This is a genomic window from Schaalia vaccimaxillae DSM 15804 (genome assembly GCF_000420425.1).
Lineage (GTDB): Bacteria > Actinomycetota > Actinomycetes > Actinomycetales > Actinomycetaceae > Pauljensenia > Pauljensenia vaccimaxillae.
Genome location: NZ_ATUX01000007.1, coordinates 226,877 through 251,944, shown reverse-complemented (window position 1 = coordinate 251,944; position 25,068 = coordinate 226,877). Strand labels below are relative to the sequence as shown.

The following is a 25,068-nucleotide window of genomic DNA, read 5'->3' as shown; positions in this document are numbered from 1 at the left end:
TCCAAGGGCCGATGGCTAGCTGACCACGGCCTCTTTGACGAGCGACGAGCCATCAGTCGACCGGCCTTCCTCGCCGCCACACTCGTACGGGCCGCAAGTCCCCATCGACCTCGACAATATCGGCCCGCACGCCCTCGCACAGACGACCGATACTCGTATCTCCCAAGATCTTCGCCCCCTGCACGCTAGCCATGTAGACAGCGTCAACCAAAGGGATCTGCGCTTGCTGGACCGCCACACGCACACAATCCAGCAGATGCGCGGTGCCACCTGCAATAGCACCGCCCTGAGTCAGCCGGGCCACCCCATCTAGCACAGTGACTTCTTGGGGGCCCAACACATAATCCCCATCCGCCATGCCAGCGGCAGCCATTGCATCAGTCACGAACACCGTTTGATCGCGGCCCGCGATCTCATACACGTCGCGGACCAAACTTGGATCAACATGGATGCCGTCGCAAATCACCTCAACAATAGTGTGGTTACGGGCAGCCGCAGCCAGGAACTCTCCAATAGGTCCGGTATCGCGATGGTGAAGAGGACGCATGCCGTTAAAAAGATGAGTGATCGTGGATGCGGTTGCACGAACAGAGCCGGAATCACGATGTCTCTCAAGGGAATACTGGATTGCTTCACGCGCTGGCACAGCCCCAGAATCGGTGTGGCCCCACGAAGGAATAGCTCCACCATCAATCAGGGCTTCGGCAACAGAATCGGGCCCGTAGGCACCAGGTTTTTCTTGCGCAACCGTCATTGACAGACAGTGCCCACCACAAATGTCGAGCAATTCGCGCGTCAGATCCGCGTCAGGATCAATAATGTGGGCCGGATCCTGGGCTCCGCAGCGTTCATGGGAGACAAACGGACCCTCAAAGTGGATGCCCGCAAGTTCGCCGGCCTGCGACAGTGCGGCCAAGGTTGCGGCCCTCGCGCGCAGATCGTCGGCACAAGCGGTCACGCATGAGGCCACCAATGAGGTTGTGCCGTGGCGACGGTGTTCTAGAACTGCAGTCATCGCTTGTTCTTCGGTCACAGCGTTAGGAAAGGACTCTCCCCCACCACCGTGACAGTGAACATCAACCAAACCGGGCAGATAAGTCTTATCGCTGCCGGTCACGCTGGCCACAATACTGCGGTCGTCTTGGCTCAGCTGCGTCGGTTCGTCAGCATCGATCACACGCGTGATTTCTTCGCCTTCGATGACCAGGACACCGTCTTGGATAATACGGTCGCTCAGTACAAGGCGTCCGCGCAGGAGCACTCGTTGTGTAGTCATAGGCTTATTGTGCCACTGGGCGATCCGCTTATAGTCCGTCACGACGCTAGTCGTTGCTCCATTTGATCGATCTTGCGCTCAAGCGACGCTATTAAATGCGACGAGGGGGACGCCTGTACCGCGATGATCCCTTGAGTAGGTGGGCGCACAGCCACCAAACGTCCGCCTTCAATGAGAAGGGGACGAAACATTCCATTTTTGGCCGGACAGATCAGCGCTTCTCCGGCTTCGTCCGTTAAACATGTCCGATCCGCGTAACCTACATGGAGTTCATCAAAAGCCCCGAGGAATAAAGGGGCAGACGCGCTACGTCGATGTGAGAGGAGGGCTTCCCAGTCAGCACGGGCGTAGAGGATACGGTCAGATGACGAGCCCGACTTATAGGGAATGAGGCGGCGGCGACCGTGCTTCTGGACGCAAAGCCTGACCACTGGGACTTCGTTGTCAATCTGCCCCATCTCAGCGGCGTTTTCGAGAGCATCTCGGCTCGCAGTTAGCGTCAATCCGGTCCAGCGAGCCAGATCGCGAGCGTCAATAGGCCCATGACCCAAGGCGTAGCGTCTAGCAATTTCAGCAAGCGCACTGCGGTGCCCTTCCTGGCCCCTCGCCACTCCTACCCCATCGTCTACTCCCCTTGAGGGTTGAGGCAGGATGGAAGCGTCGAAGAAAAGGTGCTCTCCTGCACGCACTGGCCCCTGCGCTAAAACACCGTCGAGGTGCAATCGCATGATGAGGTGGCGTGGGTTCACACCCTGGTCGCGTTGACCACCTTTGGGACGTTCACCCGCCTGAATCCACTGCGGCGCGCAGGAGAAGAGACCGTTGGCATCCCACGCATTGACGAGCTCACTGCGACTGATGGGGCCACGGGAGGTGATCAGTTCCAAGGCAATGTCTGCGCCACGTTGAACGAGGTCGTCGGTTGTCCCCGCTCGCCGAGTTGCGTCAATCCACGATGAGTAGCGATGCCGCAACGATGTGCGTAACCAGTGGTGATCGGCCGCAGAAGTGACATGAATGGTGCCGCGCATTGGCCACGATCTAACCAATTCATATCTGTTAAAAGCCGCCACTACATCAGACTTGCGCCCCGGACTCCTCGCCAGGATCGCGTGGGCAATGGCGCTGGGTTGTTGTCCTTGAATAGCTAAGAGGCTGTCAACGGCCTGGAGCGCGCTGTCGGCACGAGTCGCCAGGATCAGTCCCTGAGCGGCAATTCTGAGCAGCGAGATATCCCGAGGCAGGGTGTTGGGCGTAGCCATATCTCAGAAGAGTCGCGACTCAGGATCGTCAAAGCCTCGCATGGCATCGTAGTCGAGGACGCGGCAGACGATTCCGCGATCTTCGGCTAGGGTGCGAGCCTGTTTAGAGATTTCTTGAGCAGCAAAAATACCTGTAATGCCCTCGAGGAGCGGGTCACGACCAAGAAGCGACAGGTAGCGCGTGAGCTGCTCTACGCCATCAATACCACCACGACGTTTGACTTCGATAGCTACCGGCAGGCCTTGCGGTGAACGGACCATAAGGTCTACGGGGCCCACGGGGGTTGGATATTCGCGCCGGACAAGTTCCCATCCGTCGCCTAGGACCTGAGGGACCTGCTCAGCTAGCAGCTCTTGGAGATGGGTTTCAACACCATCTTTGACCAGCCCTGGATCCACCCCCAGATCCTCGGTCACATCGGATGCGACCTCGTGAATACGAATGACCAAACGATCATCGGTCTTGTCAGCTTGGACAGTCCACACTTGAGTGACGCCGTCGAACTCTTCGCTCTCCGCTGGTTCTTCAACTGTGACGGTGCACGGAGCGTTCATCCAATTGAGAGGTTTATAGGAGCCGCCGTCAGAGTGAATGAGAACGGAGCCATCCGCCTTCATCATAATGACGCGTTTGGCAGGATCCAGGTGAGCTGAAAGACGGCCGGAATAATCGACGGTACAGGTGGCAATGATGACTCGCACGGATGGGAGCCTATCAGGATCGTGTTAGACGACGTGCGGCGGACCCGACTCAATCCATGACACCAAACCAGAGTAGGTTTCTCGAGCGACAGCCAACTCATAGCGACGTTCTTGGTATTTGATACGGATTTCAACAACCGTTCCGTCAGAGGAATGTTGGATGGGCGTTGAGATCTCCAAGCCTCTGCGCGGCAACGTGTAAACGGGCTTATAAGAAAGGTCGACGAGTCGGTACCAACTCAGGGTGTCTAGGCCGTACATGCCTATGCCAGAAGTCCAGCCTGAGAGAGTATCGGGACGTGACCAGCAGCGGAAAGAACCCACCTGATCGGTGAGTTTACGGGCTCGCAGATTAATATACGCCCAGCCCAGCACGCCGATAATGACGAGGGCGACGAGGGCCCACACCATGAAACTCAGGACGCCTCCCATGCCCTTGACCTCCAGCCGCTGTGAAGTTTGAGCCCCGCCCGGGTCCCGGGCGGGGCGCCTTACTAGAGAACTGTAGCGTGATCTGCGACGACGGTCACGAAATCGGAATCAATGGAGGCAAACCCGCCCTCGACCTCGAAAGAAACCGGGCCAGACGCCGTGATCACAATGACCTTGCCTTCCCCCAATGTTGTCAGCAAGGGTTGACGACCCGGCAAAATGCCGAGCTGACCATCGGACGCAGGAATCTGAACCTGTGAACCTCTCCCATGCCAGAGTCGCCCCTCATGTGAGACGACCTCGACCTGTAAAAGCCGATCGCTCATCACGATTCCTTGGATAGCTCGTGCCAGCGACGCTCAAGATCCTCAATGCCGCCAATGTTGAAGAACGCCTGCTCGGGAACATGATCGTATTGGCCTTCAGCAATGCGCTTGAACGCCTCGATCGTTTCCCCAAGAGGAACCGTCGATCCAGGAACACCGGTGAACTTTTCAGCCATGTAGGTGTTCTGCGAGAGGAACTGCTCGATACGACGAGCCCTGGACACAGTGACCTTGTCTTCTTCAGAGAGCTCATCGACACCCAGAATGGCGATGATGTCTTGAAGTTCCTTGTTCTTCTGCAAAATGGCCTTGACGTGGGTGGCCGTGTCGTAGTGCTCACGCCCCACAATCGCCGGATCCAAAATCCTCGAGGTCGAAGCCAGGGGGTCCACTGCGGGGTAGATACCCTTCGAAGCAATCTCACGTGAAAGCTCGGTGGTCGCGTCCAGGTGAGCGAAGGTTGTAGCAGGAGCCGGGTCAGTGTAGTCGTCGGCGGGCACATAGATGGCCTGCAGCGACGTAATCGAGTGACCACCTGCGGAGGTAATGCGCTCCTGGAGCTGGCCCATCTCATCAGCCAGGTTCGGCTGGTAGCCCACTGCCGAAGGCATACGGCCCAGAAGCGTCGACACCTCGGAACCTGCCTGGGTAAAGCGGAAGATGTTATCAATGAAGAGCAGCACATCCTGGTGCTGAACATCGCGGAAGTATTCCGCCATCGTCAGACCTGTCAGTGCGATTCGCAGGCGGGTGCCCGGCGGCTCATCCATCTGGCCGAAGACCAGAGCGGTCTTGTCGAAGACTCCGGCCTCGTCCATCTCATGGATGAGGTCGTTTCCTTCACGAGTACGCTCACCCACGCCAGCGAACACGGACACACCACCATGATCTTGAGCCACGCGCTGAATCATTTCCTGAATGAGGACTGTCTTGCCAACGCCTGCACCACCGAAGAGACCAATCTTGCCGCCCTGCACATACGGGGTCAGTAGGTCGATCACCTTGATGCCGGTTTCGAACATCTTGGTGCGAGCCTCAAGCTGGTCGAATGCCGGGGGTTGACGGTGGATCGGCCACCGCTCGGTAATCTCCAGCTGCTCGCCGGGGGCAAGGTTGAGGGGTTCACCGGTCACGTTGAACACGTGTCCCTTAGTGATGTCGCCAACGGGCACCGTGATGGGAGATCCGGTGTCTGTGACCTTGGCTCCGCGAACCAAACCATCAGTCGGTTTGAGGGCAATGGTACGAACAAGGTTGTCACCCAGGTGCTGGGCGACTTCCAGTGTCATGGTGAACGAGCCTTCGCCCTCGCCCTGGCCAGCCAGGTCAATATCGACGTGCAAGGCGTTGTAGAGCGGCGGGATGCGATCCGGCGGGAACTCGACGTCCACGACAGGACCGACGACGCGGGCGACGCGGCCTTCCGCGACTGCAGTCTCTTGAGTCATTTTTCTTCTCCGTATCCGCGGTGTCAGCCCGCAACCAAAGCGTCGGCCCCGCCCACGATCTCGGTGATCTCCTGGGTGATCTCCGCCTGACGGGCCGAATTCGCCAGGCGCGTGTACTTGGTAATGAGTTCTTCAGCGTTATCCGTTGCCGTATGCATGGCGCGCTGACGCGACGCCAGCTCCGAAGCCGCCGATTGCAATAGCACGTTGTAGATACGACTCTCTACATACAGAGGCAATAGCTCGTTGAGCACTCCCTCCGGTGAGGGGTAGAACTCGTATTCGGGGAAAGCAGCATCAGGATCGTCCTGGAAACCCCGCTCCACTCCGCGTTCTTCGTCCCCCTGCGGGGCATCAACCACCGTCAAAGGAAGCATCTGTCGAATCTCCGGGACCTGAGTCATCACGGTCTTAAAGCGCGTGTAGACCAGGTGGACCTCCCCGACACCCGTGACGGGATCGCCGTCCATGAACCGACCAAGCAGCTCGGAGGCAATAGCACGAGCCGTCTGGACTGTAGGCGAGTCGGACTCGCCTTCCCAGGATTGCTGAATCGGCACCGAACGGAAACGGAAGTATGCCGAAGCTCGACGACCGAAGGTGTAGACGACGGGAGTCTTGCCGCGTTCTTGAAGTTGAGAGATCAGTCTTTCCGATTCGCGCAGGATGGTCGCCGCGTATGCGCCAGCCATTCCGCGGTCGGATGCCACAACGAGGACGGCCACGCGCTCAGTATCCACTCGCTCACGAGTGAGCGGATGGTCCAGGTCTGTATGGATAGCTACCGCTGCGACGGCCTGAGTCAGAGCCTTCTGGTAGGGCCCTAACTCTGTGGCAGCACGCCTGGCCGCGCCGATGCGCGAAGCAGCGATCATCTCCATTGCGCGGAAGACCTTCGCCAGCGTCTGCGTCGAAGCGATCCGCTGTTTATAGATCCTCTGCTGTCCGCCCATCGATCAGGCCTTCCCACCGGCGGGACGGGTACGCGTGATCTCTTCGCGAGTGTGTTCGGCTGCGACCTCGTCCTCACGCAGGGGTTCTACGCCGCGACCGGCAACGATCCACTGATCGTGGAAGGCCTTGACGTCAGAACGCAACTGCTCTTCGGTTTCCTCCGACAATTGACCGGTCTGAGCAATCGTTGCGAGAACGGTCGAATTGGCACGTAGGTGGTCCAGGAGCGCCGACTCGAATGTCAGGACATCATTGACTTCGATGTCATCAAGGAATCCGTGGGTGCCCGTCCAAATCGAGGCAACCTGTTCCTCGACCGGGTAGGGCGTCGCCTGAGGCTGCTTGAGTAATTCCATCAGACGTTCACCACGCGTGAGCTGCTGGCGAGTCGCCGCATCCAGGTCGGAGGCAAACATCGCGAAAGCTGCCATTGAACGGTACTGGGCCAGGGTGAGCTTAAGCGTACCGGCAACCTTCTTCATCGCCTTGATCTGCGCATCACCACCGACACGCGACACCGAAATGCCGACGTCCACAGCGGGGCGCTGGTTCGAGTTGAATAGGTCGGACTGCAAGAAAATCTGACCGTCGGTGATGGAGATGACGTTTGTCGGAATGTACGCCGACACGTCATTGGCCTTGGTTTCAATGATCGGCAAGCCAGTCATTGAACCGCCGCCAAGTTCATCTGAGAGCTTCGCGCAACGCTCCAGAAGACGCGAGTGCAAGTAGAAGACGTCACCGGGGTATGCCTCGCGGCCCGGCGGGCGACGCAAGAGAAGGGAAACTGCACGGTAGGCTTCGGCCTGCTTCGACAAGTCATCAAAAACGATGAGGACGTGCTTACCCTGGTACATCCAATGCTGACCGATGGCCGAGCCAGTGTAGGGGGCCATGTACTTGTAGCCGGCAGGATCGGAAGCCGGGGAGGCCACAATGGTCGTGTATTCCATTGCGCCGGCATCCTCAAGGGTCGAACGCACCGAAGCGATGGTTGACCCCTTCTGGCCGATGGCAACGTAGACGCAACGCACCTGCTTATTGGGATCGCCGCTCTTCCAGTTCTCGCGCTGGTTAAGAATCGTATCCAGCGCAATGGCGGTCTTGCCGGTCTTGCGGTCGCCAATAATGAGCTGGCGCTGGCCGCGTCCCACCGGAATCATCGAGTCAATAGCTTTCAGACCCGTTTCGAGCGGCTCATGCACGGACTTACGCATCATGACGCCTGGGGCCTGCAATTCCAGGGCACGACGTCCGTCAACATCGGTGATATCGCCAAGTCCGTCAATCGGACGCCCCAGAGGATCAACCGTACGGCCCAAGTATCCGTCTCCGACGGGAACGGAGAGGACCTCTCCGGTGCGATGAACCGTCTGACCTTCCTCAATGCCACCGAAGTCACCGAGGATAACCGCGCCAATCTCACGCTGGTCAAGGTTCATCGCGAGGCCGAGTGTTCCGTCCGCAAAGCGAAGGAGCTCATTAGCCATGGTGCCGGGAAGGCCTTCAATGTGGGCGATGCCATCGGCGGTTTCAGTCACGTGGCCCACCTCTTCAGTGGCCACCTCCGAGGGGCGGTAGGAGTCCATGAAAGAATCCAGCGCTCCGCGGATCTGATCGGGACTGATGGAAAGGTCAGCCATGAGCATTCCTTCTGTGTGCGTTTCGTACAGTGGTATGTGGTCGGTTCAGCCGACGAGTTGGCGCCGCATATCGTCAATACGAGTCGCCAAGGAAGCGTCAATCGCAGTGGTTCCGGCCCGCAGGCGGAATCCTCCGATGACGTCGGGTTTGATAGAGAAAGCCAATGAGATGTCGTTATCGAAGCGACGTTGCAGAAGTGAATGCAGGCGCTCAATTTGACTATGCGACAGGGGTACAGCGGATTCAACAGTCACCAAGAGTCGGTTTTGCATGGTGGCAGACCATTCCGCAAAACGCCTAAGGTTAATCAGAAGGCGTCCGTGCTTCGAGCGTCCCACAGCTCGCCGTACCAGTCGCATCGTCCAAACGGATACCCGATCAGCGAAGATCGAGGATGCGAGGTCTCCGCGTTCGTGGGGACCGGCCAGATCTGAGTCAGAAAGTTTGATTCGAAGCTGTCGTTCATCTGCCAGAACTTGACGGACCGCAAATAGCTCTTCTTCAACCTGTTCTAACTGTCCTTGACGAAGGGCATCAGTCAGGACCGACAAGATGCCCAGGACCTCGAAGGTATCGAAGACATCGTCGGGGTTCGACCAGTGCCCGGTTGTCACCTCGGTGACCACCTTCATGGTGGAATCTTGAACATGACCACCAAAGGCTTGACGAACAAGGTTCTCTTTGTCGCTATGAGACCGAGCCGGATCGGTCATCGCACGCAGCAGCCGCGAATCGGCTCGCACAATATCTGCCAGTCCGAAGAAATCTTCGGCCACTTTCATGGCGTCTACGCCGGGGGTAGCCAGCGCTGAGTCCAACTCGTGGGCATAGGCGACGGATTCGATCCTTTTGATCTGAGTCATAGCGACGGAACCTCGCCAACCTTGGCGTTGTCAGCTTCAAGCTGATCGAGGAAGCGGTCCACAACTCGGCTGGTGAGCTCGGTGTCCGTGAGCTGTTCGCCAACGATCTTGGCAGCAAGTTCGGTGGCAAGTAGACCGACATCCGAACGAAGCGTAATCTCAGCAGCTTGCTTTTCAGCAAGGATCTGACGCTGAGCGTTGTCCATGATCCTGGCGGCCTCAGCCTGCGCTTCACTACGAGCAGCGGCAACGATTCCCTGAGCTTCGGCAGTTGCCTTCTCGCGGATCTCGTGAGCGTCCGCGTTGGCCTGGCGGATAACGGCGTCGCGCTCACGAGCGGCAGCAGCCTGATCCTCCTTGGCCTTTTCAGCGGCTCCCAGTCCTTCAGCGATCTTGGCTTGACGCTCGTCCATCGTCCCGTATAGACGGGGTAGGGCGAACTTGCCGACGACCAGCAAGACGACGAGCAAGACGACCGCCGACCAGAAGATCTCATACAGCGGCGGGACGACGACGGCTAGTCCGCCGGCCTCCGCTTGTGCCGCAACGAAAATCTGGTGCATCGGGGGTGCCTTACTTAACGATCAGCGGCAGAACGAAACCGATGAGGCCCAGGGCCTCAACCATGCCGGCGCCGATAATCATGTTGGTGAAGAGGCGGCCAGCGACCTCGGGCTGACGGGCAGTCGACTCCTGGGTCTTGCCGACGAGGATGCCAATACCGAGGGCGGGGCCAAGGGTGGCCAGGCCGTAGCCGATGTAGGCGAATGCTGCGGTTGCCATAGTGGTTATTCCTTCTGGGTCGAACGCTCGCGGGCGTTTGGTTTCATCGAGGATCAGTGACTCTCGATGGACAACTTGATGTAAACGGTGGTCAAGATCGTGAAAATGTAGGCCTGCAGGAAAGCGACGAACACCTCGAAGGCTGTCATCACAAACATTGCTGCACCCGTCAAAAGTCCCGCTGCTGAAAGCAAGGACATCTGTTGGAGCAAGAAAGCCGTTCCAAAGTAGGTCATGCCCAGCAAAAGGTGGCCCGAAATCATGTTACACAGCAGACGTAGAGTCAAAGTGACGGGTCGGACGATGAAAGTTGAAAGAAACTCAATCGGAGTGATGAGCAGGTAGATCGGCAAGGGAAGTCCGGGCGGGAAAAGCTGGGACTTGAAGAAGTGGCCAACTCCCTGGGCGCGAATACCTCCGCCGATAAAGACAACGTAGGAGATCAGCGCGAAGACCATCGGTACAGCCACCACGGACGAGGCTGCGATGTTAATACCGGGGATGATTCCTGCCAGGTTCATGGCGAGGACACCGAAGAAAGCGAAGCCGAGGAAGCCTGCGTACTTGCGACCCTGCTTGGGTCCGAGCATGTCAAGGGCGACATTGGAGCGCACGTAGTCAGCGATGAATTCAACCGCCAGTTGGCCCTTGCCGGGAATGAGCTTGGGTTTGCGGGCAACGAGCACCATGACCAGACACAAGAGCGCTGCCATAATCACTCGAGCCAGGGTGAGTCGGGTGAATTGGAAGATCGTGCCTTCGCCGAAGATTGTCTCCGGGAAGAAATCAGACAGGCCTGGCTGGTGCGGGTCTTGCGTGAATGCGGGCACCGCCGTAACAGCGATGACTGCGACGAGGACGATAAGTAAGACCCAATACCAAAGGGGCTTGCGCATGGTAGACGTCGCCTGCGACGCCGTGGATTGCGTGGACAGAACGTCCTCCTGAACACTGTGCCATCGGAATGTCGAAAACCGAGAAAGTCCCGGCAATTCCGAAATAGTAGCAGGGGTTTTGTCATTCGCTCATCTCGTCGAGGGGGCAAACGACGAAATGTGCATATCGGCTCAAAATTGGTTCAGTGTTCGGCCTCGTGCGAAGGAGGTGCGTCGACGTTGAACTGACGCATGCGTGTCATGACGACCACCTCACTAGCTGCAGCTATGAGGACCGCGATCACAACCACCACTGCCGGAAAACGCACGTCCATCCCCATCAAACGAGGCACGTACAATCCAGCAAAAACTAAGACGATTTTTGCTAGATAAGAGACCATGACCCACACGACGCTGCCGCCACGATCACGCGCAGCCAAATGCAAGAACAACCACTGAGCTGCGAAAACGGCAAGGGCTAAAGCAAGTCCCACTAGGCCTTCCCACAGCGGGCGTTCAAATGCAACGGTGGCCGCGAAGACACCAACAAAAGCGACAAGGGCTGCCACCGTCAGAATCTTGGCAAGGGATCGTACGGCACTTTCGAGGGGGGATGGGCTCACTGCGTGACCTCCTTGGTGGCCTGGGGCGTGTCGTCCGAAATCTCTGCAACTTCGACTTGCACTGCTTCCCCTTGTCCCTTTGTAACGGGGCGCGCCAGATGTCGCGCGTCGGGGAACTCAGTCAAGGTGATAATGACGGCCACAACAATTGCTGGCAAAGCAAACGCTGCGACACGCTGCCAGTCAAAGATCAGTAAGCCCACCGCTGGAACGCAGACAATAGCCGTCCACATCCACAAAATTGCGACAACGCCTCGGTGCGTGTGCCCACGCATCAACAGCCGATCGTGGAAGTGAGATCGATCTGCCTTAAATGGACTGTGTCCGCGACGCATCCGATGGATAGAGGTGACGATCAGGTCGAGGACGGGCATGAAAATAACTGACAACGGCAGAATAAGAGGCAGGAGGCCGACAAGGATCTGCTGGTTGCCCAACAATGAAGCATCCATTTGCCCCGTGACAATAATTCCTGCTGCTGCCAATACGAGTCCAAGGGTTTCTGCTCCCCCACCCATCATGATCGAGGATGGGTGGAAGTTGAACCATAGGAATCCCAGGCACACGCCACACAACGCGATAACAATCAGTGAGGCCGTGGTCGCGTATGACGCGGCTCCCATAATTCGGGTCAAAACGTAGGAATAGATGAAGAAAGCACCGGCACCGATCCCAACCATTCCGGCAGCTAAACCGTCGAGCCCATCGATGAAGTTCACGGCGTTGACAATCCCAACGACCAAGAAAACAGTGACGATCAGAGACAGGCGAGAAGAACCGATGGTGATGCCAAAAATTGGGAAAGACACTAACTGAACGCCGTTGAAGGCCATGGCCCCAGTAATAAGAATTTGACCGGCAAGTTTGGCGATCCAATCGAGTTCGAAGACGTCGTCGACGACTCCCAGAACGCACATCGCGGCCGCCCCGCCCATGACAGCCCACGGCACAGATGTCTCGAAAAGAGGAGCCATGTAGGGGATCCTGTAAGCGACAAGCATGGTGACCAGCAGGCCTCCAGTCATCGCGATTCCTCCCAAGCGTGGGATAGGCGCCTTTTGCAAATCTCTGCTGCGCAATTCAGGGACGATTCCCCATTTGAGGCACGCCCAACGCACAATCGGAGTCAAAACAAGGGTGACTCCCATCGCGATCAGCAGCAGAAGCAGATAGACCTTCATACCGGGGTGCCAAGTTCTTTCAGTCGGCGGGGAGGATGACTTCACCCGCGCTGGACGATAGCTCCTCCAAGGATAAGGTCCCGAGACGGATGGCTCTGGGTTGGCCGTGGGCGAGGTCGATGATTGTTGATGGCGTTGTCCCAGGGGTTGGACCAGCATCCACATAGGCCCCGACCTTGTGTCCAAAAGCTTGGATCGCCTCAGTAAGAGATGTCGCTGGTTCTTGGCCCGTCAGATTTGCGCTAGTCACAGCTAGCGGGCCTGTCTGATCGAGAAGCTCGAGAGTGCAGCGATGATCGGGCATGCGAAGAGCCAGCGTTCCATGTGTCTGCCCAAGATCCCACCCCAGGTCACTACGCGCCTGAAGAATAAGTGTGAGTCCGCCGGGCCAGTGTGATTGGGCCAGTCTGCGAGCCGTTGCAGGTACGTTGACGCACAAGTCATCGATAGCGTCGCCACCACTGACGAGGACGGGAGGTGGCATCTGTTTTCCGCGTCCCTTGGCGGCGAGAAGCTTCGACACGGCATCCGGGTCATCGGCGTTAGCGGCAATCCCGTAGACGGTGTCAGTGGGGATCACAGCAAGTTCTCCGGCTCTAAGAACCTCGATCACGCGGTCTAGATCTGCAGGTTGCCAGCCGTAGCGGGCGTCAATGACAGGCATATTCACTCGTCTATTGTTCCACGCCTGGCAACCAGGACTCGGTCCTTACCCGTTAGATCAACAACCGTTGTCACGTCGCTGAATCCGTACGAGCTCGCACATTGACGCATAAGTGCTGATTGACTTGCAGAGTGTTCAACAATGAGCGTGCCGGATTCTTTTAACAGGCCGGCGGCGCGTCGAATAATCTTTTCTGGAATCTCCATTCCATCAGCGCCACCCCCATATAACGCAAGGTCTGGATCGAGAAGTGCTTCGGGTTGAGTGGGAGCTTCTGCCGCCGGCACGTATGGAGGATTAGAGACCACGATGTCGACGCTTCCATCCAGCTGTGTCAAGGTGGCGTCTGACGTTGCATCCGCATTGTGTAGCATCACTGCACCAGCTGCAATTGCGTCGATATTCTGGGCAGCAAGCTCACAAGCCAGGGGCGAGAGCTCGACTGCGTGAACCAGTGTTGCGGGGCACTCTGTTGCAATAGCTAACGCGATCGCACCTGACCCCGTGCACAGGTCAACCACGATATCGCCGGGTTTACTGGCCTCAATGGCAAGGCCTGCAACAATTTCCGTTTCAGGGCGACAAATAAAGACGCCTGGCCTGGCATGCAGTGTCAGGCAACGAAAGTACATCCGACCAGTAATAAGTTGAAGGGGCCGGTTTTGAGTTCTCTGGGCCACCGCCTCGACGAATCGTCGGGTTGATTCTTCATCCACAGTGTCGCCAAGTTGCCAGCGGTTCGCAACGCCAGCTGCCCACTCCAGCAACTCTGTGCTTTCAACGCTCGGATTACAGGCCTCAAGAGCTGCAAGTTCCCGTCTAGCCCAGGCAAGCAGTTCACCGACTCGCCTACTCGAGGTAGGTCTGATCACTGTCGGTTCTCCGCTGCCGCGGCCAGTCTCTCAGCCTCGTCAGCTTCTTGGAGTGACGCAATGACCGGGTCCAAGGCTCCAGAGAGCACCTGGTCGAGGTTGTGCGCTTTGAATCCGGTTCGGTGGTCGGTGATTCGATTCTCAGGAAAGTTGTAGGTGCGGATTCTTTCAGACCGGTCCACTGTTCTGACTTGAGAGAGTCGTTGGGCTGATGCCTCGGCCTCGCGTTTGGCTCGAGCTTCCGCTGCCAGACGGGAAGCGAGGACGCGAAGCGCCGCTTCTTTGTTTTGCAGCTGTGACTTTTCGTTTTGCATTGAGACAACAATGCCTGAGGGCATGTGAGTAATCCGCACAGCTGAATCGGTTGTATTGACGGATTGTCCTCCGGGCCCCGACGAGCGATACACGTCGATTCTTAAATCATTGGGATCGATGACGATCTCCCCCTCGTCCTCGATCTGGGGCATCACAAAAACACCAGCCGCACTGGTATGGATGCGTCCTTGCGATTCGGTGACGGGCACGCGTTGGACCCTGTGCACGCCGCCCTCGTATTTAAGGTGAGCCCACACTCCTTCTTCGGGGGCTGGGGTTCCGTGCGCACGCACGGCCAATGTGATGTCTTTGTATCCGCCGAGTTCGGTGTGTGTGGCTGACAATTCGGTGACCGACCAGCCTTTGGTTTCGCCGTAGCGGGCATACATTCGCGCCAAGTCCGAGGCGAAGAGAGCGGATTCTTCGCCGCCTTCGCCGGCTTTGATTTCGACGATGACGTCGAGGGCGTCCTCGGGGTCGCGCGGAGCCAAGATCTTCAAGAGGCTAGCGTGGGCTGACTCCGCTTCTTCCTCCAGGGCAGGAATTTCTTCGCTAAATGAGGGATCTTCTGAGGCGAGCTCACGCGCAGCTTGGAGATCGTTACGGGCTGCGACGAGGCGATCCGCCGCTGCTTTGATACGTCCTAACTCTGCGTATCGGCGCCCGACACGTCGCATCCGATTGGGGTCTGCGAGGGTTTGGGCAGAGGCCATGTCCTCTTCGACCTGCGCGTATTCAGCGAGGAGAGGTTCGAGGGCCGAGAGTTCATCGGCTGACGCGGCTTCGTTGCTCATGTTGTGGCTCCTGGACGAGAATTGCGCTAATGACAACACCGCGGCGCCGGTGACCCGAAGATCTCCGGCGCCGCGGCGAAAGCACTACTGCTGTGCGATGACTCGACTCACTTGGAGGAACGATCACGCTTGCCGTAGCGGGCCTCGAAGCGGGCGACGCGACCACCGGTGTCGAGGATCTTCTGCTTGCCCGTGTAGAACGGGTGGCAAGCCGAGCACACGTCCACGCGCATCTCACCGGAGGTGAGGGTGGAACGGGTGTTGAAGGTGTTGCCGCACGTGCAAGACACGACGGTATCCACGTATTCGGGGTGGATGTCCTTCTTCATGGAATTACTCCTGGATTCGTTGAGTGCCCCGGGTCCAAACCGCGAGTCCGCCACATCTGGTGGCGGGTTGCTCTTCCGTCTGCCGTGCTCATGGCACGGGCGCGGCGGCGGAGAGGTGAACCGGAAGCCGACCGTGACATTGTGCCACTTTCGGCACCCTAAGTGGTACTTCAAGCCGGATCCAGGTTGCGTGAGGTCGCCGACAGTTGTGAAGGAAACGCCCCGCTTCCTGATGAAAGCGGGGCGTCACACATATGCACGATATATCAGTCAGCCGACGGTGTGGTCTTTTGGACAAGCATGAGGAACTCTGCGTTGGATTGAGTTTCTTTGAGCTTGTCGAGGACCAATTCGAGGCTGGACTGCTGATCGAGGGTGCCCAGAACACGGCGCAACTTCCACATGATGCGAAGTTCTTCGGGCTTGAAGAGCATTTCTTCGCGGCGAGTACCCGAGGCATTGACGTCGATGGCCGGGAAAATACGGCGATCTGCGAGCTGGCGGGACAGACGCAATTCCATGTTGCCGGTGCCCTTGAATTCTTCGAAGATCACTTCGTCCATCTTCGAGCCGGTTTCAACCAGCGCCGAAGCGATGATGGTCAGCGAGCCACCCTCTTTGAGGTTTCGTGCGCCCCCGAAGAATTTCTTGGGCGGGTAAAGGGCTGAGGCATCAACACCACCGGACAGAATGCGTCCCGAGGCAGGTGCCGCCAAGTTGTAGGCGCGCGACAGACGGGTCAAAGAGTCGAGCAGAACGACGACATCCTGGCCAAGTTCGACCAGACGCTTCGCCCGTTCGATTGCCAGTTCGGCAACGATCGTGTGATCGGAAGCCGGGCGGTCAAAGGTTGAGGCAATGACCTCTCCCTTGACGATCGACCGCATGTCGGTGACCTCTTCTGGGCGTTCGTCAACAAGGACAACCATGAGGTGAACTTCGGGGTTATTGACCTCGATAGCCTTGGCGATCTGCTGGATGACCATTGTCTTACCAGCCTTAGGCGGAGAAACGATGAGGCCTCGCTGGCCCTTGCCAATGGGGGCCACCAAGTCAATGACGCGAGGGGTGAAGGCTTTAGCCGAGGTTTCAAGGCGAAGCTGTTCATTGGGGTACAAGGGGGTCAGCTTGCCGAACTCGCGGCGGGCCTGCGCCTCTTCAATCGTCATTCCATTGACCGAGTCAACACGGACCAAGGCGTTGTACTTCTGACGCTGCCGCTCTCCCTCACGGGGCTGACGCACAGCACCGGCGACGGCGTCTCCGGCGCGCAAGCCCCAGCGGCGCACATTGCCCAGAGTCACATAAACGTCTTTAGGTCCAGGTAGATAACCCGAGGTACGCACGAAAGCGTGATTGTCTTGGACATCAAGGATGCCGGCAATGGGAGCAAGCTGTTCGTCTTCGCGAACTTGATCGTCACGATCGGTGCGAGTTGCCTGGTTCTGACCGTCTGCACGGTTGCCATTGCGCTCTCGCCTATTGGTGTTGCGATCGCGGCGACTACGCCGGTTGCGATCGCGCCGATTGCGTCCGCGTCCGTCAGCATCGTCGCCCTCGGGCAGCTCGATGGAGTCAAGCGAGTCCGGGGTTTGCTTTGGCGAGACGTCTGACGCTGTCTCATTGGCCTTGTCGGACTGCGGCGTCGGCAAGTCGAGTTGGACCTGCGCCGGGTCAATAGCTTCAGTTGTGGCGACGCGGCGCCTACGGGTCTTTCGCGGCGTTGACGAAGCTGTTTCTTCTTTTACGTCCTTGTCGCGGGTGACCTGGGAGGGGGCCTGATCGGCAGGGGCCTGATCGGCAGGGGCCTGTGCCGGGGCACTTGGAGCCGACGCAGCACCACTGAGTGCCTCGACGAGCTGGGACTTGCGCATTTTGGAAATGCCTTTGAGTCCACGGGAAGAAGCGAGCGCCTGCAATTCGGCGAGCTTCATGGCGGACAGCGATTTGGTGGGCGCGTCTGCAGCCTGTTCGTTGCTCACGAATGTTCCTTACTGGAAAAGCCCTACGCGGGCGGTTCAATTCCCCTGTTGTTTTTGACGGGGGATGACGCGGCGGAAAGAAATCGCGCGGCGTTGACAGATGCCGACAAGCGGCGGGTCACAAGGACCGATAGACAGATAGTACCAATGTTTAGCCTTTGCTGGTGGCGATCCGGGTCGCTACTGCCCACCGTCGGACAAATATCACACATCCGCGCCTACCCGAATCGCCCGACTTTACTTCCCTGCCAGACGTCCTCGGGTAATGGTCACCGCCCGCTCAGCCACCGCAAGCTCCATGACCTTCCATCCTGCTGCCTGCGCTTCGTGCCGAATGTCTGCCCCAACGGATTCCAAGGACAGCACCGTGGGACCCGCTCCAGACACCACCGCCGCGAGGTCCGCGCTGCGCAACCAATCGACTAGTGCAAGGGAGGGTTCCATCGCGCCTCGACGCTGTTCCTGATGGAGGCGATCTTGCGTGGCATCCATGAGCATGTCGTGAAAGCTGTATTCCCCTGTCCCCTGGGACGCTCCCGATAAGAGTGCTGCAAGAAGAGCTGAACGGCCCAGGTTGAAGCGGGCATCCTCATGACTGACACGTTCTTCGAGGGCTTCACGTGCCTGCGAGGTCGATAGCTCAAAATCTGGAATGAACGCAACCGGGCTAATCTGCGCGGGAGGCATGACGCGAACCGCACCCGCCCGCTCCCCTTCCATCCAGGCAATAGTGGCTCCACCGAGCACGGCCGGCGCCACGTTATCGGGGTGGCCTTCAAGTTCAGAACCGATAGCCAGAATATCGGCAGGAGTCAGAACATCCTCCTCACCAATGAGGGCCCTGGCAAGGGCGAGACCTGCGACGATTGCTGACGCTGATGACCCGAGTCCTCGCGAATGAGGGATCCTGTTGGTGCAGTGCATGCGGATCCCAATTTGAGGCGCTCCGACGCGATCAAGAGCGAGCCTGACGCACTTGACGACAAGATTGTCCTCCCCCTCGCCGACAGTTCCGGCGCCCTCGCCCTCGACAACTACCGAGGTTGCCCCGGCGGTGGCGTGGATCGACACTTCATCCCACAGATCCAAGGCCATCCCCATGGAGTCAAAGCCTGGCCCGAGGTTGGCGGTGGTCGCCGGCACTTTGACGGCAACAAAGTCGTCACGTAGCCGCACGCTCATTCCTCCCCTTCGACTCGGATAGCTGACGTGACTTCCCGAACAGCTTCGGACACACCCAGAGCCCGTGTTACAGCTTGCAGGTCAGCCTCCCGAGCCAGGTGTGTAGTTGCAACAATCACGCATGCCCCGGGTTCACGGTCATCGCGTTGATGTACGGATTGAATGGACACTCCGTGGCGAGCGAAGATGCCGGCGACGTCAGATAAAACCCCGAGCCTGTCTTCGACTTGGAGTCGAATCTGGTAGCGAGTCCGAGCAATACCTGGATCAAGGATTGGCAGGTGTGCGTAGACAGATTCGCGGGGAGCGTGTCCTCCGTATGCGCGATGATGCGCTGCTGCCACGAGGTCGGACAGAACTGCTGAAGCCGTTGGTGCACCACCTGCGCCCTGTCCGTAGAACATCAGACGTCCGGCAGCCTCGCCCTCGACAAGAATGGCATTGAATGCGCCATCGACACTGGCCAGCGGATGGTCATTAGGGACGAGGGCGGGATGGACTCGCATACCGATTCCTTCTCGCCCATCCTCGCCGATGCGTCGCTCAGCGATTGCCAGCAGTTTGATGGTGCGGTTAAAGAAAGCGGCCTCAGACATGTCATCAGCGGCGATTGAGGTGATGCCTTCGACCTCGACATCGTCGATTCCAACGCGGGAATGGAATGCAAGGGAGGCCAAAATTGAGCACTTTGCCGCTGCATCTAGTCCTTCTACGTCGGCGGTTGGGTCGGCTTCAGCGAACCCAAGTTCCTGAGCTTGTGCGAGGGCGTCCTTGTAGCTCAGGCCGCGGCTGGCCATGGAATCGAGGATGAAATTGGTCGTGCCATTGACGATACCCATGACCTTGGTAATGCGATCGCCTGCAAGAGACTCACGAAGGCCGTAGACGACTGGGACTGCACCAGCCACGGCAGCTTCGTAGTAGAGGTCCGCTCCAGAAGCGTCGGCAGCCGCATAAAGTTCGGGGCCGTGGGCAGCCAATAGAGCCTTATTGCCCGTGACAACACTGATGCCTTGGTTGAGGGCGCGCAGAACGTAGGTGCGCGCGGGTTCAATACCGCCGATCAGTTCAACGACGATATCTCGGCCGTCAATTGCTTGGGCGGGGTCGGTGGTCAGAAGGGCAGAGTCGATGGGAGTGTCGCGAGGCGCGTCAAGGTTTCGCACGAGGACCGCATCAACACTCATTGCCGCACCAGATCGGGCGGAGAAGTCCTCAGCTTTCTCGGCGAGCATGTGAATAACCTGAGCTCCCACGGTTCCGGCACCCAGTACACCGACGCTGAGTTGTGGCAGGGACTGCGTCATGGCTCTCCTCTTTCAATCATCACGGTGCGCGCATCGGATGTTCCCCGCGCTTGCCGTTGACGAGCAGTCTAAGCGCTTGCAGTCTCAACTCGGAGATCAGTCCATTTCGGCGCTCATGCAGCACCACAACGCAAAAAGTAAACGTAGGCCCTTAGTCCTACACAAGGTTGGCAGAGAGGCGTTTTTTCGCAACCTGAGACCGACAACATACATAGTTCTTTGGTCCCCTGTAGAAAATTGTTAACAACCGTCGAAGAATAGATCGCAGATGCCTACACGGCACGACGACGAAGTCGAAAGGCTTCGACACTGGTCCCCCAGACCGGGAGGCCGGCTTGACCCGAGAAGAGGAAAGATGACGAACGAGCAGCCCGCTTCTGACGCCCTCACCAAGGACGCCTGGGACGGATTCGAAAAGGGCACCTGGAACCAGGAGATCGACGTCCGCGACTTCATCCAGCGCAACTACACGCCATTCGAGGGCGACGCTTCATTCCTAGCTGGCCCCACCGACAAGACTTTGCGCGTGTGGGACACCCTTGAAAAGGAATACCTAGCTGAGGAGCGCAAGGTTCGCATCCTTGACGTTGACACCCACACCCCCGCTGACATCGACGCATTCAAGCCGGGCTTCATTTCCAAAGACGATGATGTCATCGTTGGTCTGCAAACCGACACCCCTCTCAAGCGCGCCATGATGCCCAACGGCGGCTGGCGCATGGTCGAAACCGCCATCCACGAGGCCGGCAAGGAACACGACCCCGAGGTCAAGAAGATCTTCACGCAGTACCGCAAGACTCACAACGACGCAGTCTTCGATATCTACACGCCCCGTATTCGCGCGGCACGTTCCTCTCACATCATCACTGGCCTGCCCGACGCTTACGGTCGAGGCCGCATCATCGGTGACTACCGTCGCGTTGCCCTGTACGGCGTGGATCGTCTCATTGAGGACAAGCTCGAAGCCAAAGACAAGTACGCCGACCAGGGCTTCTCTGAGCACTGGGCACGCTACCGCGAGGAACATTCCGAGCAGATCAAGGCTCTCAAGAAGCTCAAGAAGATGGCCGCCGATTATGGCTACGACATCTCCGGTCCGGCCACCACCGCCCAAGAAGCCGTCCAGTGGACCTACTTTGGCTACCTGGCTTCGGTCAAGTCCCAGGACGGCGCCGCCATGTCCATTGGCCGCCTCTCCGGTTTCTTCGATATCTACTTCGAACGCGATCTTGCCAACGGCACGCTGGATGAGTCCGGCGCCCAGGAAATCATCGACGCCCTCGTCATTAAGCTGCGCATCACCCGCTTCCTGCGCACCATCGACTACGACCAGATCTTCTCTGGCGACCCCTACTGGGCCACCTGGTCAGACGCAGGCTTTGGCGACGACGGACGCACCCTGGTTACGAAGACCTCTTTCCGACTCCTGCAGACCCTGCGTAACCTGGGTCCCGCTCCCGAACCGAATATCACGATCTTCTGGGATGAGAACCTGCCCAAGGGTTACAAGGACTTCTGCGCAGCAATCTCGATTGAGACCTCGTCCATCCAGTACGAGTCTGACGGCCAGATCCGCGACCACTGGGGCGACGATGCCGCCATTGCCTGCTGCGTCTCCCCGATGAAGGTCGGTAAGCAGATGCAATTCTTCGGTGCCCGTGTTAACGCCGCTAAGGCCCTGCTTTACGCTCTTAACGGTGGCCGCGACGAAATGTCCGGAAAGCAGGTCGTCGAAGGGCTGCCCGGCATCGAAGGCGACGGCCCGCTCGACTTCGATGAGGTCTGGAGCAAGTACGAGGAAATGCTGGATTGGGTTGTGGGCACCTACGTTGAGGCCCTCAACATCATCCACTACTGCCATGACCGCTACGCCTACGAGTCCATCGAAATGGCGTTGCACGACTCCGAGATCATCCGCACCATGGGCTGCGGTATCGCTGGCCTGTCGATCGTCGCCGATTCTTTGGCTGCGATCAAGTACGCGAAGGTTACTCCGATTCGCGACGAAACCGGACTGATCGTTGATTACAAGACCGAGGGTGACTTCCCGACCTACGGCAATGACGACGATCGCGCCGACGATATTGCCGCAACCATCGTTCACACGGTGATGGACAAGATTCGTGCGATCCCCATGTACCGCGACGCCATCCCGACCCAGTCGGTGCTGACCATCACCTCGAATGTCGTCTACGGCAAGGCCACCGGTAACTTCCCGTCGGGTCACCGCGCAGGCACCCCCTTCGCCCCCGGCGCCAACCCGGAAAACGGCATCGACACCCATGGCATGGTCGCCTCGATGCTCTCTGTAGGCAAGCTCGACTACAACGATGCTCTCGACGGTATCTCCCTGACCAACACGATCACTCCGTCTGGTCTGGGACGCACCAAAGAAGAGCAGATTGAAAACCTCGTCGGCATCCTCGATGCGGGCTTCGTGCCCGACGATGAGTGCGCTGTCGAAATGACCGCTCAGAAGTGACCAATCAGCTCTGGGAGGCCACAAGCCTCCCAGAGCACCCCTAACCGCCACACCCCACCAAGGAGAATCATCATGGCAACCAAGACTTACGAAGAACGTCTGGCCGACATGCGCGCAGCCCGCGCCCAGAACGAGGTCACCGACGGCCTGTACCACGCCAACATCAATGTGCTCGACCGCGCTACCCTCGAGGACGCCATCGAGAACCCCGAGAAGTACCCGAACCTGACGGTGCGTGTCTCCGGCTACGCCGTCAACTTCGTCAAGCTCACTCGCGAACAGCAGCTCGACGTCCTTTCGCGCACCTTCCACCAGTCCGCCTGAGAGCGATCACTACGTTCGAGCTGACGTTCGGCGTGGCTTCTCCTCAAACTCCTGTGGGGCGCAGACCAGGTCTGCGCCCCACAGTATTGGCCCACCATTTCAATTGAGGCACTATGACAACGCAGATTCCGCCCATCATCCCCGTCGGTGACGGTTCAAGCATTGTCTCGCGCGGACCGCGTACCAACGACAGCTCCAAGTCCCTGCAGGATCAAGACTTCCAAGCCCCCACGGCGCGCGCAATGGGATTGGGCACCGCCGGCCTCGTTGAGCTCACCGATATTGAACGCCACGAACGTCTCCAACGCATGCACGACGGCACTTTGGGGTCAGTTCACTCCTGGGAGTTGGTGACGGCCGTTGACGGACCAGGAACCCGCCTGACAGTGTTTCTCAACGGCTGCGGCTTGCGCTGCCTGTACTGCCACAACCCCGACACCTTCCTCATGAAGGACGGGGCTCCGGTGTCTATCGACGAAATCCTGGGCCGTATTCGTCGCTACCGCCGCATCTTCCGCACCACCGGCGGAGGGGTGACAATTTCCGGGGGCGAAGCAATGATGCAACCGGAATTCGTCCGTCGAATCTTCCACGGCGCCAAAGAGATGGGCGTGCACACCTGTCTGGACACCTCCGGTTTCCTGGGCGTCAATTGTGACGACGACATCCTCGATCACCTCGACCTGTGTCTCCTCGACGTCAAAGCCGGAATCCCCGAGCTCTATAAGCGGGTCACCACCGGCGCCCTCCAGCCCACCATCGACTTCGGCGATCGCCTATCGGCTCGAAATAAGACGCGCGTATGGATCAGGTTCGTCCTCGTGCCAGGACTGACCGACGATCCCGAAAACATCCGAGCCATCGGTGACATTATCGGCAGGTGGAAGAATGTCATTGATCGCGTGGAAGTACTCCCCTTCCACCAGATGGGGCGAGACAAATGGAAGAACCTGGGTCTGACGTACGAGCTTGATTCGACAACCCCCCCGACGCCACAAAATACGCAAGAGGTCCGCGACTACTTCAAGAGCCTAGGTTTCGAGGTCCACTGAAAGCCGGGTCTGCCCCAGCCTTCACTTTCGATCGCCTGGCGACTGGCTGACTTCCACGGTTGATCAAGACGGTCCACGTAGAGCGTGCCTGCAAGGTGGTCGTACTCGTGCTGGAAGATTCGGGCAAGCCAGCCCCAAGCCTCAATCTCGATTCGCTGTCCCCTCAACGACAGTCCAGTCAATACGACATTGCCTGCTCGTCGCAGTGGATATTGGTATCCGGGAATTGACAGGCACCCTTCGCACTCACGATCCTCATCCAATTGAGCGGGCAGACCGGCGTTCGCATCCCACTTGTATTCCAATTGTGGGTTGACGACGACACCGGAACTGGGTGCACAAGGTGTGCGAAGCCCCAAAGTGGAACCGTAGAGATCATCAAAGGCAGATTGGCCCGAAAAGCGCCAAACGAAGAGTCTTTGGCCCACACCCACTTGGGGCGCAGCCAAACCGACACCGGGGGCAACCACCATTGTGTCAATCATGTCGTGCGCAAGATCCGCCACTGAACTATCAATCACGTCGATCTCCTGCGCCCGTTGGTGGAGCACAGGATCTCCCGTGATGACAATTGGCAAAATGCTCATGCGACGAGGGTAGTTGCCTTGCGCTGGAGGCGAGGAACGCAAGCTTGAGCTAAATATTCCAAGAGGTTCTGGAGCCCTTCGAGATCAGCGGCAGGATCTTCGGGATGCCATTGAACTCCAAGAACGGGCGCGTATTGATGTTCGATGGCCTCGATCGTGGAGTCTTCGGCGCGCGCTGACACTTTGAGTTCATCGGCAACCTGGTCGATGCACTGGTGGTGGGCTGAGGACACCTCAACGCGACGGTGTGCGTCCAGCACCGATCCAAGAGCTTTTTCCAAGGCAGAGCCCTCTTCAACTTGCACACCGTGACGCGCAAAGCGTTGCTGCGCAACAACCTCGGGGTTGAGATGCTGATCAAGACCATTTTCGATGTGTTGAACGAGGCTTCCGCCCAGCGCCACATTGATCAGTTGCATCCCGCGGCAGATTCCCACAAGTGGAGTTCCCGTTGAAATCGCATGGCGAACCAGCTCAATCTGTCCCAGATCAGCGCGATACCAGTGTCGCCCTTCGCCTTCGTAGCCCTGCTCTCCCGAGTAGACGCAGGGGTGAATATCTTCCCCACCCATAATGACGATGGCATCAGCTTGCTGTGCTTTGAGCACGGATCCTTCTGCACCGTCGAGTTGGGCGTAGTGGCGAATGATGTTCCAGTACGTTCCAGCTGCTTCAATAATGCGGTCCCACAGGCACATGACCAGGACGTTGTATGCGTCGTCCCACGGGCGGTCTGGCAGGACGTTGGAGATCAACAACGTCGGCTTTTCACTGGTCATGGGAATATATTGGCCACTTCAGTTGAGATG

The 25,068-nt window shown here is 58.3% G+C and carries 26 protein-coding genes; 3 read left to right on the top strand and 23 right to left on the bottom strand.

What is annotated here, in order from left to right:
- Positions 1 to 52 precede the first annotated feature (52 nt).
- From G439_RS0106120 to G439_RS0106020, 21 genes are all read right to left on the bottom strand, one after another.
- Positions 53 to 1,276 carry an N-acetylglucosamine-6-phosphate deacetylase gene (locus tag G439_RS0106120; protein WP_026459457.1) on the bottom strand — a complete coding sequence of 408 codons (1,224 nt, stop codon included), beginning with the start codon at positions 1,274 to 1,276 and terminating at the stop codon, positions 53 to 55.
- Positions 1,277 to 1,314: 38 nt separating this feature from the next.
- On the bottom strand, positions 1,315 to 2,538 hold the full coding sequence (locus G439_RS11360; protein WP_022868305.1) for a winged helix DNA-binding domain-containing protein: 1,224 nt from the start codon (positions 2,536 to 2,538) through the stop codon (positions 1,315 to 1,317).
- Positions 2,539 to 2,541: 3 nt separating this feature from the next.
- Positions 2,542 to 3,240: an endonuclease NucS gene (gene nucS / locus G439_RS0106110; protein ID WP_022868304.1), complete on the bottom strand. Its 699-nt coding sequence runs from the start codon at positions 3,238 to 3,240 to the stop codon at positions 2,542 to 2,544.
- A 24-nt stretch (positions 3,241 to 3,264) separates the two neighbouring features.
- A complete protein-coding gene (locus G439_RS0106105; RefSeq protein ID WP_022868303.1) occupies positions 3,265 to 3,672 on the bottom strand; it encodes a DUF2550 family protein in 408 nt (135 codons plus the stop codon).
- A 62-nt stretch (positions 3,673 to 3,734) separates the two neighbouring features.
- Positions 3,735 to 4,001: a F0F1 ATP synthase subunit delta/epsilon gene (locus G439_RS0106100; protein WP_026459456.1), complete on the bottom strand. Its 267-nt coding sequence runs from the start codon at positions 3,999 to 4,001 to the stop codon at positions 3,735 to 3,737.
- Positions 3,998 to 5,446: a F0F1 ATP synthase subunit beta gene (gene atpD / locus G439_RS0106095; RefSeq protein WP_022868301.1), complete on the bottom strand. Its 1,449-nt coding sequence runs from the start codon at positions 5,444 to 5,446 to the stop codon at positions 3,998 to 4,000. The genes G439_RS0106100 and atpD overlap by 4 nt, the downstream gene beginning before the upstream one ends.
- 23 nt (positions 5,447 to 5,469) lie before the next feature.
- On the bottom strand, positions 5,470 to 6,399 hold the full coding sequence (locus G439_RS0106090) for a F0F1 ATP synthase subunit gamma (protein WP_022868300.1): 930 nt from the start codon (positions 6,397 to 6,399) through the stop codon (positions 5,470 to 5,472).
- A 3-nt stretch (positions 6,400 to 6,402) separates the two neighbouring features.
- Positions 6,403 to 8,043, bottom strand: a complete 1,641-nt coding sequence (atpA, locus tag G439_RS0106085; RefSeq protein WP_022868299.1) for a F0F1 ATP synthase subunit alpha — start codon at positions 8,041 to 8,043, stop codon at positions 6,403 to 6,405.
- A gap of 45 nt (positions 8,044 to 8,088) precedes the next feature.
- On the bottom strand, positions 8,089 to 8,907 hold the full coding sequence (locus tag G439_RS0106080; protein ID WP_022868298.1) for a F0F1 ATP synthase subunit delta: 819 nt from the start codon (positions 8,905 to 8,907) through the stop codon (positions 8,089 to 8,091).
- Positions 8,904 to 9,470, bottom strand: coding sequence for a F0F1 ATP synthase subunit B (locus G439_RS0106075; protein ID WP_022868297.1), 567 nt, complete (start codon positions 9,468 to 9,470; stop codon positions 8,904 to 8,906). Before G439_RS0106075 ends, G439_RS0106080 begins: the two co-directional genes overlap by 4 nt.
- A gap of 10 nt (positions 9,471 to 9,480) precedes the next feature.
- Positions 9,481 to 9,690: an ATP synthase F0 subunit C gene (gene atpE, locus G439_RS0106070; protein WP_022868296.1), complete on the bottom strand. Its 210-nt coding sequence runs from the start codon at positions 9,688 to 9,690 to the stop codon at positions 9,481 to 9,483.
- 53 nt (positions 9,691 to 9,743) lie between these two features.
- Positions 9,744 to 10,586 (bottom strand): F0F1 ATP synthase subunit A, encoded by an 843-nt coding sequence (gene atpB, locus G439_RS0106065; RefSeq protein WP_022868295.1) that lies wholly within the window; start codon positions 10,584 to 10,586, stop codon positions 9,744 to 9,746.
- A 182-nt stretch (positions 10,587 to 10,768) separates the two neighbouring features.
- The gene (locus tag G439_RS0106060; RefSeq protein ID WP_022868294.1) at positions 10,769 to 11,188 is read right to left on the bottom strand and encodes a hypothetical protein; all 420 of its coding nucleotides are present in this window, start codon (positions 11,186 to 11,188) and stop codon (positions 10,769 to 10,771) included.
- Positions 11,185 to 12,369, bottom strand: a complete 1,185-nt coding sequence (locus tag G439_RS11355; RefSeq protein ID WP_022868293.1) for a glycosyltransferase family 4 protein — start codon at positions 12,367 to 12,369, stop codon at positions 11,185 to 11,187. The genes G439_RS0106060 and G439_RS11355 overlap by 4 nt, the downstream gene beginning before the upstream one ends.
- Before the next feature lie 19 nt (positions 12,370 to 12,388).
- Positions 12,389 to 13,033: an L-threonylcarbamoyladenylate synthase gene (locus tag G439_RS0106050; protein WP_051125715.1), complete on the bottom strand. Its 645-nt coding sequence runs from the start codon at positions 13,031 to 13,033 to the stop codon at positions 12,389 to 12,391.
- Between the two features lie 2 nt (positions 13,034 to 13,035).
- Positions 13,036 to 13,905 (bottom strand): peptide chain release factor N(5)-glutamine methyltransferase, encoded by an 870-nt coding sequence (gene prmC / locus G439_RS0106045; RefSeq protein ID WP_022868291.1) that lies wholly within the window; start codon positions 13,903 to 13,905, stop codon positions 13,036 to 13,038.
- The gene (gene prfA, locus G439_RS0106040; RefSeq protein WP_022868290.1) at positions 13,902 to 15,014 is read right to left on the bottom strand and encodes a peptide chain release factor 1; all 1,113 of its coding nucleotides are present in this window, start codon (positions 15,012 to 15,014) and stop codon (positions 13,902 to 13,904) included. Before prfA ends, prmC begins: the two co-directional genes overlap by 4 nt.
- 107 nt (positions 15,015 to 15,121) lie before the next feature.
- Positions 15,122 to 15,343, bottom strand: coding sequence for a 50S ribosomal protein L31 (gene rpmE / locus G439_RS0106035; RefSeq protein ID WP_026459451.1), 222 nt, complete (start codon positions 15,341 to 15,343; stop codon positions 15,122 to 15,124).
- A gap of 266 nt (positions 15,344 to 15,609) precedes the next feature.
- Positions 15,610 to 17,325 carry a transcription termination factor Rho gene (gene rho / locus G439_RS0106030; RefSeq protein ID WP_022868288.1) on the bottom strand — a complete coding sequence of 572 codons (1,716 nt, stop codon included), beginning with the start codon at positions 17,323 to 17,325 and terminating at the stop codon, positions 15,610 to 15,612.
- Between the two features lie 237 nt (positions 17,326 to 17,562).
- Entirely contained in the window at positions 17,563 to 18,507 is a 945-nt protein-coding gene (gene thrB, locus G439_RS0106025) for a homoserine kinase (protein WP_040434737.1), read from the bottom strand.
- The gene (locus G439_RS0106020) at positions 18,504 to 19,814 is read right to left on the bottom strand and encodes a homoserine dehydrogenase (RefSeq protein ID WP_022868286.1); all 1,311 of its coding nucleotides are present in this window, start codon (positions 19,812 to 19,814) and stop codon (positions 18,504 to 18,506) included. Before G439_RS0106020 ends, thrB begins: the two co-directional genes overlap by 4 nt.
- Positions 19,815 to 20,169: 355 nt before the next feature.
- Here G439_RS0106020 and G439_RS0106015 point away from each other — a divergent pair, with 355 nt between their 5' ends.
- The 3 genes from G439_RS0106015 (at position 20,170) to pflA (ending at position 23,672) form a co-directional block, all read left to right on the top strand.
- On the top strand, positions 20,170 to 22,296 hold the full coding sequence (locus G439_RS0106015; RefSeq protein ID WP_022868285.1) for a pyruvate formate lyase family protein: 2,127 nt from the start codon (positions 20,170 to 20,172) through the stop codon (positions 22,294 to 22,296).
- A 72-nt stretch (positions 22,297 to 22,368) separates the two neighbouring features.
- Positions 22,369 to 22,620 (top strand): autonomous glycyl radical cofactor GrcA2, encoded by a 252-nt coding sequence (gene grcA2, locus G439_RS0106010; protein WP_022868284.1) that lies wholly within the window; start codon positions 22,369 to 22,371, stop codon positions 22,618 to 22,620.
- A gap of 242 nt (positions 22,621 to 22,862) precedes the next feature.
- On the top strand, positions 22,863 to 23,672 hold the full coding sequence (pflA, locus tag G439_RS0106005; RefSeq protein WP_051125734.1) for a pyruvate formate-lyase-activating protein: 810 nt from the start codon (positions 22,863 to 22,865) through the stop codon (positions 23,670 to 23,672).
- Here the strand turns inward: pflA and G439_RS0106000 are convergent.
- Together G439_RS0106000 and G439_RS0105995 are read right to left on the bottom strand one after the other, a co-directional pair.
- Positions 23,639 to 24,259 carry a peptide deformylase gene (locus tag G439_RS0106000; RefSeq protein ID WP_022868282.1) on the bottom strand — a complete coding sequence of 207 codons (621 nt, stop codon included), beginning with the start codon at positions 24,257 to 24,259 and terminating at the stop codon, positions 23,639 to 23,641. The two genes, pflA and G439_RS0106000, sit on opposite strands and share 34 nt — an antisense overlap.
- Entirely contained in the window at positions 24,256 to 25,038 is a 783-nt protein-coding gene (locus G439_RS0105995; RefSeq protein WP_022868281.1) for a gamma-glutamyl-gamma-aminobutyrate hydrolase family protein, read from the bottom strand. The genes G439_RS0106000 and G439_RS0105995 overlap by 4 nt, the downstream gene beginning before the upstream one ends.
- Positions 25,039 to 25,068 lie beyond the last annotated feature (30 nt).